8 protein-coding genes are annotated in these 10,872 nt (G+C 32.9%); 6 read left to right on the top strand and 2 right to left on the bottom strand.

Annotated elements, in window-relative coordinates; all coding sequences use genetic code 11:
• Positions 1-339: 339 nt before the first annotated feature.
• Together ACXAHM_RS23415 and sbcB are read right to left on the bottom strand one after the other, a co-directional pair.
• Complete coding sequence (locus tag ACXAHM_RS23415; RefSeq protein ID WP_474965695.1) at positions 340-1,974, bottom strand: hypothetical protein; 1,635 nt, start codon at positions 1,972-1,974, stop codon at positions 340-342.
• Positions 1,975-2,129: 155 nt separating this feature from the next.
• On the bottom strand, positions 2,130-3,584 hold the full coding sequence (sbcB, locus tag ACXAHM_RS23410) for an exodeoxyribonuclease I (RefSeq protein ID WP_474965693.1): 1,455 nt from the start codon (positions 3,582-3,584) through the stop codon (positions 2,130-2,132).
• 362 nt (positions 3,585-3,946) lie between these two features.
• Here sbcB and ACXAHM_RS23405 point away from each other — a divergent pair, with 362 nt between their 5' ends.
• From ACXAHM_RS23405 to ACXAHM_RS23380, 6 genes are all read left to right on the top strand, one after another.
• Positions 3,947-4,381 (top strand): plasmid mobilization protein, encoded by a 435-nt coding sequence (locus tag ACXAHM_RS23405; protein ID WP_474965691.1) that lies wholly within the window; start codon positions 3,947-3,949, stop codon positions 4,379-4,381.
• A 90-nt stretch (positions 4,382-4,471) separates the two neighbouring features.
• Positions 4,472-5,077 (top strand): GNAT family N-acetyltransferase, encoded by a 606-nt coding sequence (locus ACXAHM_RS23400; protein ID WP_474965688.1) that lies wholly within the window; start codon positions 4,472-4,474, stop codon positions 5,075-5,077.
• A 74-nt stretch (positions 5,078-5,151) separates the two neighbouring features.
• On the top strand, positions 5,152-6,696 hold the full coding sequence (locus tag ACXAHM_RS23395) for an SDR family NAD(P)-dependent oxidoreductase (protein ID WP_474965686.1): 1,545 nt from the start codon (positions 5,152-5,154) through the stop codon (positions 6,694-6,696).
• 293 nt (positions 6,697-6,989) lie between these two features.
• The gene (locus ACXAHM_RS23390) at positions 6,990-9,866 is read left to right on the top strand and encodes a starch-binding protein (protein ID WP_474965684.1); all 2,877 of its coding nucleotides are present in this window, start codon (positions 6,990-6,992) and stop codon (positions 9,864-9,866) included.
• 141 nt (positions 9,867-10,007) lie between these two features.
• Entirely contained in the window at positions 10,008-10,703 is a 696-nt protein-coding gene (locus ACXAHM_RS23385) for an SDR family NAD(P)-dependent oxidoreductase (RefSeq protein ID WP_474965682.1), read from the top strand.
• A gap of 5 nt (positions 10,704-10,708) precedes the next feature.
• Positions 10,709-10,870 carry a Lacal_2735 family protein gene (locus ACXAHM_RS23380; protein ID WP_474965680.1) on the top strand — a complete coding sequence of 54 codons (162 nt, stop codon included), beginning with the start codon at positions 10,709-10,711 and terminating at the stop codon, positions 10,868-10,870.
• Positions 10,871-10,872 lie beyond the last annotated feature (2 nt).

Genomic DNA, 10,872 nt, shown 5'->3' with positions numbered 1-10,872 from the left:
CACTGTATTTTATTACTCCAAAAGAGGAGTTTTAAATGCCTTTCGTTAAAGGCGAGTGCAAAGGTAAGAAAGGAAATTTAATCTGCAATATATATTTTGTTTTATTTAGAAACTCATTTAGATAACTGATTATCAATCCTTTAGGCGTATGCTATACGCCTCTACACACATCATGTTTTTCCTTAGCCGTTTGCTGAAGGGAGTGCAAAGGTAATAGAAGGTTTTTTAAATGCAAACTATTATTATCATTAAAATTCTAACAGAAGTTAAGAATGGTTACACTGTTTCAGTATTGGTTAGATGTTATTCTCGTTAATAGCAAAATAGATTATGAAATTACTACTGATAAAGTTTTTCTTTTAATTTTAACAGCCCCTCTTTAAAGGAATGTTCTTCTAAATTATTCTCAATCATGAACTCCTCAATTTCTTTAAAAACTTCCTTTCTATGTTTAATAGCGATCATTTGTTGTCTTTCTTGATATTTAGCTTTTATCAATTTATAAATCTTAGGCGAAAACGCTCCTACTATTATCAATATAAAAGCTATAATGCCATAAATAATTTCAGAAGTGTAATCTTTGATGATTTCTTCCCATGGTTCTTGTATTAGTTCTACTTTCGTTAAAGTTTCTTGACCGTATACATTAAATGATAAAGTGTCTATTTTTTCTTTATGGAAATTAATAGAATCAAATGGTGTTATATAGATTGATATATATCCTTTCCGCCATGGTTTAATTCTCGGTGTTCCATAAAAGACCTTTAAATCTTTTGGTACATTTACTTCTTTAAGAAAATTCTTAACAGATGGGTAAACGGCATTCTTCTCCGTATTGAGATAAGGTACCTTGATTTCGAAAGTATCTTGATGAGATGAAAACTGTAATTCATCAGGAATATTCTTTCTTAATTCATTTATTAACATAACCTCAGGATTATAACTAATTGAATAATCTTGAGAAGAAGAATCTTCATTTATTATTACTGTGACAACTCCATTTAAAGACTTTGTTAAATCAGATGTCTTCTTTAGCGTTAATGGTATTTTAATCTTTTCTTTTGACCTTGGATTAAGACGTTTTTCTGGTATTTCATACTTTAACCATTTAGGGAGATTAAAATTGAAAATAGAATCTATATTATACAAAGTGTCATAGTCACTATCATTATAAAATGCCGCTTCTAGCCAAACAGTATCTAAAGGACTAAAAAGCTTCGTTTCTTCTATTTGGATATTGTTAATTAAAGTAGAAGTTGTGTCTTCCCAGAATACTTCACCTCTAATTTTCTTAACAAAACTAGATAGAAAAATATGCTGCTCTATATAATTATTTTTTAAAATAAGCTCCCCATACTTATCCCCTAATATTGTTGCAACAGGAGCAAATGAAAGTGTAAGCGTATCAGATGTCGGTATATAATTATTAATACTATCTTGTCGAAGTGTATCCCCTTCTATTTGAAAAAGAAAGCCACTACTATCTCCAGAATAAGTAATTTCCAGCGGTAATTCTCCTAAATTTGAAAAATGATAATTTGTAAACTCAGTTGAATCTGCTTCTACAAGACCTAAATTTAAAGTTATATCCTCTTTATGATTGACAATCTTTGTTTTTGTATCGGCCTTTATAGCTATTCGATAAATCTGTTTATCAATTCTAAATGCTATGAAAGCTTTATGACTTCCTTTTTCTATAACTTTAGGTCTAATCGTAATATTTAGATCTTTAAGTGCTTTTTTATAAAAAGTTGTTTCGTGATATTTTTGCCAAACATTTTGAATAGTATCTATATCAATAGAGAAAAAATCTGTATCACCGACAAAAAATAACTCAATATTGGCATCAGTAAAACCTCCTGTACAAGTCAATGAGATAGATTTATTATTTTCTTTGATTATCCCAAAATCCACCATTAGAGCATCAGTGATTAAGCTATTATTTTTTGAAAATTTAGCTTCTTTAAAAATCACTTGTTTCCACCTTGGATGTTGGTTTCCATTCTGTAAAAGTTTTATCGTAATCTTCTCCGATTTTTCAGGTGTTTTGTATTTGAAGAATTGGGCAAAACTTTCAATACAATAGAAATTTAAAATTAAAAAGAAGAAAAATCTAGTATAGTTATTCATTATTGTTTTAATTCCTTTACTAACAAATGAGCGTATTTTTCTAGTGATTTAAGAACGTTCTGATCTTCTTCTTCAACTCTTTCACTTTTTAGCTCATTAATATGCTCTAAATACTTATCAAAAGGCATTCCACCTCCAAGTCCATCAAAAACTTTTGCTCGACAATACGATTTAAACACCTTTAAATCATTATTATTTAAATCATTATAAAAGTTTCTTCCTTTGTATCTAAATAATAACTCTTTCAGTCGTTCATCCTTAAAATTAAAATATTCAAGGTTTAGGTTCTCAGGGTTAGTTTTCCCAACAGCACTTAATCTCTGCCCTAAACGTGCATCATCCTTATCAATAAATTTCTCATATAATCTGGCATCGACATCTTCCTGCTTTGGAAATGGGGTATTGAAGACCTCATTAATTTTCTCTCTGAATTCAGGTTGATCTTTAAGTATATCTTTAAGTTCTGATAGGTGTTTGTTGATTAATTGTAAATCTATATTTAGTTGCCTTGCTCTGTCTTCAGTAAGAATTTTTGGTGTTACGAACATGCTTGATTTATTAATAACCACCTGTCTAATACTAGGACGATCAGTTTGTTCATCATTTTTAGCATATAATTTTTCTCGAATTTCTTCAACAGAAAGGTGTGCGTATGAATTTGGAGAATGATGAAGATCTATACCATTGAAAGCACTTTGATTTCTTTTGTCATTGGCTAAAGGCACAAAAAACGAAAGATGACCATTTGCCATTGAAACGTAAGGAGTGATAAAAAGAAGTTTATCAATTGAAGTCATTGCATCTTCTATCATCTTTTTTACTCCTTGTTTATTTCTCATTGTTAAAGCGTAATTAAGTAGTTTTGGATTTGCTTCCTTAATTTTTTTAGCCATTTCAATAGTAGCCCAAACATCAGCTAATGCATCATGAGCATTTTCGTGTTCTATCCCATTTTCTTTTGATAAATTTTCTAATTTTAAATTAGTTGTCCCGTCTTCATTTTTTGGCCAATTAATTCCTTCAGGTCTTAAAGCATAAGTCATTCTAACAATGTCCAAAAGATCTAAACGAGAATTTTGGTCCCAGTATTCATGAGAATATGGATCAATAAAATTCCTATAAAAACCATATCTAGAAAATTCATCATCAAAACGAATATTATTATAACCTATATGACATGTACCCTTCCTACCCAGTTCATCTTTTATTCTAGCCATAAATTCGAATTCAGGGATTCCTTGAGCTTCAGCGATCTGGGGAGTAATACCTGTAACTAGACAAGCTTCTGGAGATGGAAGAAAATCTTTTGACGGTTTACAATACAAAACAATTGGATCTTCAATTGGATTAAAATTCACGTCTGTTCTGATTCCTGCAAATTGGGCAATTTTATCTTGTTTAGGATCTTTTCCAAATGTTTCGTAATCGTAAAAGAAAAAAGAAGTTGTATTCATATTAATTTATTCGTTATTTGATCGCATTACGAAACTAATAAAAAAAAAGATACTACACTTTAGAAGTTTTTTGAAAACAAAAAATAGTTCATGGAACTAAAAATTAAAAAATTTGATTAACTTTATGATAATCAGAATATATACTATTAATATTTATACATTTTCAAGACGGTTCTTTATATTTCTTTGTTCTCAAATTGACTTAAATTTATTTTGAAATGCGGAAGTTTTTTGAATAAAATTAAGTTGAATATAGAAATAACTGTTTTTTTTCAAGCTATGAAAAGAAAAAACGATCAATAAGTTGGAAATCTCTAAAGAAATTGATTATTTGACTATAACGTATTACGAATATATCTCTTATGGCAAAGTACATTTACTATAAAAAACCTTTTGAAGAAATCGATAAACTCGCCAAGGATACTAAAAAATCCATTAAGGAGTTTATGAAAGAAGTGCCTGCCAGTGAAACAAAAAGTTTTGAAACCAGAAAGGCTTTTTTTCAAAGTTTCACTTCAAAAAGAAAGGCAGCATGGAAGGGTTCTGAAGAAGGTTCAATGATTTACGTAGACGGGGTTAAACCTTATGCATTATCAACAAGAGACTTTCTTGAGGAATACCGCATTGCTATCCAACATCGTGGAAGAAAACCTCGTAAAACAGGAGGTTCAAACAAAATTGTCACTTTTAGAATGTCAGAAGATGAGTATTCTGCACTAGAAGAACAAGCGAAAAAGAAGAGCATGAAAGTTTCAGATTACATTCGAAATTTAATTGAATCTGATTTGATAAGTTAATGTGATTTTCTTTGACTATGAAAATCTTGTTTTGAAAAGGCTACTCTAAAGGGTAGCCTTTTTTATTTTTTCATCTCTAATTTTATTATTATGGAAATTACAAAATGGCTTCAACCTATCACTCTTGATGGAAAATTTGTTAAACTAGTTCCTTTGACTTTTGAACATAAAAATGAACTACTTCAAGCAGCTAATGATGGTAAGTTATGGGAATTATGGTTTACAAGTGTCCCTTCTCTTGAAAATATAGATCAATATCTATTCTTAGCAAATCAACAATTTGAACAGGACACGAGCCTTCCTTTTGCTGTAATTGATAAAAGACGAAATACTGTAATCGGTACCACTCGTTTTTTGAATGCAAACTCAAAATCTAAAAGATTAGAAATTGGCTATACTTGGTATGCTAAATCAGCACAAAAAACAGGTATTAATAAAGAATGTAAGTTACTTTTACTCTCGTATGCTTTTGAGAAATTAGATTGTATTGCTGTTGAATTTAGAACACATTTTCACAATGAAAACTCTAGGAGGGCCATTGCTAGCATTGGAGCAAAACAAGATGGTATTCTTAGAAATCATACCATAGATAAAGTTGGTAATATACGAGACACCGTTGTCTTTTCTATAATTTCGTCAGAATGGAAAGTAGTTAAATGTCGATTAGAATTTAAGCTGAAGCAATATTTAAGTTAACAAAATCATGTTCACTTTATATGTAGATTGAATTTCATATCTTTGGCTATATTTTTTATAAGAAGCGAAGATATATGCAGGAAGAAGAGAAAAAAAATATTAGCCTAGAAGAGATTGAGCAATGTACTGCTACTCTTGAAGCTATTTTAGAAAATACAAATCTATTATTCGAATTACCTGAAGAAAAGCGTATTGCTTTAATGAAGGCTGCTGGACGATTATCTCGCCCGGATAAAGACGAATACGATACAAGAAGAAAAGATAAAAAGAAGGCAGCAAAAAGAAAACAGCAAGAAAGAGATAAGCATTCTAGGAAATTCACTGGGATTAGAAGTGCAAGAGAAAATCATATCTTTATTGCTCCTAAAATACTTGAAGATCAAGATCTTCCTCAAGATATGCCAGAATTAGAATCTCCACGAAATTGTTACGTTTGTAAGAAGGAGTATACTCAGTTGCATCATTTTTATGATCAAATGTGTCCTGAATGTGGTGATTTTAACTATGCAAAACGATTCCAAGAAGCTGACCTTACAGGACAGATTGCAGTTGTTACAGGGTCTAGATTAAAAATTGGATATCATATTACACTAATCTTATTGAGGTCAGGTGCTACTGTAGTGGCTACCACTCGATTCCCTGTTGATTCTGCTAAAAGATTCTCTAAGGAAGAAGATTATCATGTTTGGAAGGATCGATTGAAAATTCATGGCTTAGATTTAAGACATATTCCAAGTGTTGAAATCTTCTGTAACTATATTGAGCAAAAATATGGTCGCTTAGATATTTTAATTAATAATGCAGCTCAGACTGTTCGCCGTCCATCAGGTTTTTATGCTCACATGATGGAGGATGAAGAAAAGCCATTTGCAGCATTAGATGCCGATACTCAACACTTATTATCTGAACATCAGTATTGTGTTGAACAGTTAAGTGACCTTTCTGATGGTAGTTCAAGTGCTAAAAATAGAAGACTTCCTGTAAAATGGAGTACAACTGAAGCAGGTGTAGGTATTCGTGCCTCAGCAAAATTATCTCAGATTCCATATAGTTTTGATAATTCTATTCAAACAAAAGAAGTATTTCCTGAAGGAAAATTAGATGTTGATTTACAACAAGTTGATTTAAGAAAAACAAACAGTTGGAGGCTTCGAATTGGAGAGATTGAAACACCTGAAATGGTTGAAGTTCAATTGGTCAATTCAATTGCACCATTTGTTCTTTGTAATCGCTTATCTAAATTGATGCAAGCTGATAATACAGGGAAGAAACATATTATCAACGTTTCTGCTATGGAAGGTAAATTCCACCGATTCCATAAAGAAGATCGTCACCCACATACGAATATGGCAAAAGCAGCCTTAAATATGTTGACTCACACTTCTGCAGGTACGTTAGCAAAAGATGGTATCTACATGAATGCTGTTGACACTGGTTGGGTAACGGATGAAGATCCTGCCCATATTTCTGCTAAGAAACAAGAAATTCATGATTTCCAACCTCCTTTAGATATTGTGGATGGAGCAGCAAGAGTTCTTGACCCATTGATTGATGGTATCAACTCTGGAAAACATTGGTCAGGTAAGTTCTTAAAAGATTATTTCCCAATTGATTGGTAAATAATTACTATCTAAGAAGCCATTTATTGAATTTTCATTAAATGGCTTTTTTTATTACCCGATTAACTGAAATAGACAATCAAAAAAACTAACTCGTTGGATTTGTGACTTTTACAAAGTACCACTACATAAACCGGTACAGTGTTAAATGTAAAATGGACACCTTTTTTAGAATATGGTACGATAAAAAATTTTGAATCTGATAGTTTTGTATCATTCGTTATTAAAAGGCTCTCTCAATCAGCTATGTAGCCTGCAAATTTCACTTTATTAAATCTATTTCTGAAATGAAAATGAAACTATTACTATTACGATCTATTGCTATTCTTATTATGGCAGGACTATTTTTACACACCGAATCTTCTGCACAACAAGCAGGAAGAAATGATGTAATACTTCAAGGCTTCCATTGGGAAGCTGCGGATCCAACTGCAAAAGACTGGTGGACAAACTTAAACGGGAAAGTCGGTGCTATCTCTGAGGCTGGATTTGACGCTATCTGGCTTCCACCTCCTTCTGACGCTGCTGATAGAGCAGGTTATTTACCTAGAAAATGGTATGATCTAAATTCTAATTATGGTACGGAAGCTGAATTAAGGGCGTTGGTACAAAACTTAGGAAATAACAATGTACAAGCAATTGCTGATATTGTAATCAACCACAGAGTTGGATCAACTGGATGGGCAGATTTTACAGAGCCTTCTTTAGGTGGTTGTTCTTCCATTTGTGCAGATGATGAAGTTAACTGGAGTGAATTCAGCAATGAACAAGGTGCTGCTTGTGGCGACAATGATTCAGGAACGCAATATGAAGCAGCTAGAGATTTGAATCACAATTCATTAACCGTTAGAGATGAAGTTAAAAAATGGATGAATTGGTTGAAAAATGATGTTGGTTTTGATGGATGGCGTTATGATTTTGTTCATGGATTTAATGCCTATTATTTCGCTGAGTATAACAACGCCACTTCACCATATATCTCAATTGGTGAACAATGGAAACCTTATAATGAAATTGTAGGATGGTTAAATGGTGCTCAAAATACTTCTTCAGCATTTGATTTTCCATTAAAATATACGCTGCATGATGCTGTTAACGGTAATTACAACTACTTAAATGGTCTTCCAAGTTTATTAGGTACTCATGGTAGTCAAGCAGTTTCATTCCTAGAGAATCATGATACAGAACCTGTTAGATCTGAATATGGAAATAATTCATTCCCAAATAATCCTAGCAACAATTCTCAACTTTTACAAGGTTATACATATATCTTGACTCACCCAGGTGTTCCTGTGGTATTCTATTCTCACTTTTTCGATTATGGAATTCAAGAGGAATTAAAAGAAATAATTGCTATTCGTAAGGCAAACAACATTACAAACACAAGTTATGTTCAAGTAGAAGGTCAAAATGATAATTCTTACTATGCAGCAATTATTGATAATAAGGTAGCGATGAAAATTGGCGGTGGTAATTGGTCACCTGGCTTTGGATGGAATCTAAAAGTATCTGGACCAGGTTATGCTATCTGGGATAAAGCACCAACTGTAGTGCTACCAACATTGACGTTAGATACACCGAGTGGTAATTACTCTAATGGATGTGCAACTATCAACCTATCTGCAGATCAAGGTACAATCTACTATACTTCAGACGGATCAACTCCTGATGCTACTGATAGTGTATACAATGGAAGTTTTGATGTATGTGGGATTGAAGGTGAGTCAAAAGTAGTAAAAGCAGTGGCCATAAATGAAAATGGTTCATCTAATGTAGTTCAAGGCACTTACACGTTTAATGAAGCTGCTTCTATGACTGTTTACTTCAAGGCAAATTGCGGTAATCCAGCGATTTATTTCTGGGGTGTTGTAGATGGTAATGCAACGACCACTTGGCCTGGAGAAAGTATGCAACCTTCTTCTAAATATGAAGGATTTTATGAATACACAATTGAAGGAAGTTGTACAAATCTCATTCTATTGTGTAATGGTTCAAAAGTTACAGAAGATGAAATGTCTATCTGTGGAGATGTTTGGTATGACAATGGATGGGTAGAAGAACCAATTCCAGATGAACCAGATACAATTGCTCCAACAGTTTCAATATCTCCTGATGGCGGTAATTTTGAAGGAAGCGTTGAAGTATCTATTTCAGCATCAGATAATGAGGATGCTTCTCCAACAATCTATTATTCAACGGATGGATCTGCACCGACTCAAACTGCAAATGGATCTGTTACAATTACATTAACAGCTGATGCTGTAGTTCAATATTATGCTGAAGATGAAGCAGGAAATGTTTCTTCAACAAATTCTTCTTCGTTCACTATAGAAGAATTACCAGAGCCAGAAGGTGGATTTACAGTGTATGTGAAAGGTTACAACATGATTCATCATTGGGGAGCTTCACCAGTAGGAAGTGTAAGTAGTACTGCATGGCCTGGAGCTTCGATGTCACTGGAAGATGGCTGGTATGTCTATGAATTCCCTGCCGCCGTTACATCAACTAATTTGTTATTCCATGATGGTAATGGCAACCAAACAGATGATATGACAAGAGATAGAGATGGTTGGTTTGAAAATGGGCAATGGTCGGATATAGCTCCAGAACCTGTTAGTGGATTAGTGATTCACTATAAATCAAGTTGGGGTAACAGTACAAGAATACATTATTGGGGAGCATCAAATGGCACAAGTTCTAATTGGCCAGGTGAAGCAATGAGTAGTGAAGGAAATGGTTGGTATACCTACACTATCGAAGGAGCAACAAGTAGTAATTTACTTTTCCATAATGGAGCAGGTGCTCAAACTTCTGATTTATCAAGAAGTGGAGAAGGATGGTACAAAGATGGAGTTTGGTACTCTAGCAATCCTGAGGGCTCTAATGCAAGAACAATTGTAGGTGAGTTAAATCTGGAAGATCAATTATCATTATATCCAACACAACCTACAACTCACTTCACTTTAGCTATTCAATCAGAAAATAATGGCCTCTTACAAATGCGTGCATTTAATCTGAATGGTCAAGAAGTTTTAACTCCAATTGAAAAAGAAATAAATCACGGAAAACATCAAATAAAAGTGCCTATTAATGCACTTAGCAAAGGATTATATCTTATTAAAGTGTCTTTAAATAATCAACAAATAGTAAAGAAAATAATTATCAACTAAAATAAGTATATTCATTTCATTCCTTAGTTTACACCAAGGGTTCAGTAGAGCCTTTGGTGTTTTTTTGTTTAACAATTAAATTAATAATATTAAACAATATTTCTTCTCATCAGTTTAGTAGTTGTATTTAATCAAATAGATATGAAAAAGATATTAGTAATTGGTGGATCTTCCGGAATCGGAAAAGAGGTTGTAAAGCAGCTTTCAAATCAAGGGCATGAAATATATGCTACTTATAATACAACTACTCCTCAAGAAGATTACAGCAATGTACAATTCTTCCACTTTAATATTCTAGACGAAAACCTTGACTTTTCTGTTATTCCTAATGAATTAGATGGATTGGTATATTGTCCAGGTGCAATTGAATTATTACCATTTGCAAAAATACCATTATCTACTTTCATGAACGACTTCCAACTACAAGTCGGAGGAGCAATTAAGGTCTTACAAGGGTGTATAAATGCATTGAGAAAAGGAAATGGCTCAGTAGTATTGTATTCAACTGTTGCTCATCAAATGGGTTTCAAATACCACAGTGTTGTCTCTTGTTCTAAAGGAGCTATCGAAGGGCTCGCGAAATCTCTCGCTGCAGAATATGCACCTAAAATACGTTTCAATGTTGTTGCTCCATCTTTAACCGCCACACCTTTAGCTGAAAAATTTATCAATTCAGAAGCCAAAATCGAAGCGAATGCGAAGACTCATCCTCTCCAACGTATTGGTACGGTTAAAGATATAGCTGATGCAACACTTTTCTTACTCTCTGATCAATCATCATGGATGACAGGACAAGTACTTCATGTAGATGGTGGATTATCAACTCTTAAAATGTAAAAACCATGTTTGGACTATTTAAAAAGAAATCAAAAAAAGAAAAGCTAGAAGCAAAGTATAAAAAGCTTTTAGAGGAGTCGCATCGACTTTCAACAGTAAATAGAATGCAAAGCGATCAAAAAATGTATGAGGCAAATCAAGTTTTAGAAGAAATAGAAAAATTATAACT

The organism is Flammeovirga sp. AWQ4_249 (assembly GCF_056161045.1).
The sequence above is the reverse complement of the archived record's forward strand: the minus strand, read 5'-3'. Positions and strand labels throughout refer to the sequence as shown.

Excerpts from the sequence above, each read along its gene's own strand:
- sbcB (WP_474965693.1), bottom strand. The coding sequence starts at position 3,584 with ATGAATACAACTTCTTTTTTCTTTTACGATTACGAAACATTTGGAAAA.
- ACXAHM_RS23405 (WP_474965691.1), top strand. The coding sequence starts at position 3,947 with ATGGCAAAGTACATTTACTATAAAAAACCTTTTGAAGAAATCGATAAA.
- ACXAHM_RS23400 (WP_474965688.1), top strand. The coding sequence starts at position 4,472 with ATGGAAATTACAAAATGGCTTCAACCTATCACTCTTGATGGAAAATTT.
- ACXAHM_RS23395 (WP_474965686.1), top strand. The coding sequence starts at position 5,152 with ATGCAGGAAGAAGAGAAAAAAAATATTAGCCTAGAAGAGATTGAGCAA.
- ACXAHM_RS23390 (WP_474965684.1), top strand. The coding sequence starts at position 6,990 with ATGAAACTATTACTATTACGATCTATTGCTATTCTTATTATGGCAGGA.
- ACXAHM_RS23385 (WP_474965682.1), top strand. The coding sequence starts at position 10,008 with ATGAAAAAGATATTAGTAATTGGTGGATCTTCCGGAATCGGAAAAGAG.
- ACXAHM_RS23380 (WP_474965680.1), top strand. The coding sequence starts at position 10,709 with ATGTTTGGACTATTTAAAAAGAAATCAAAAAAAGAAAAGCTAGAAGCA.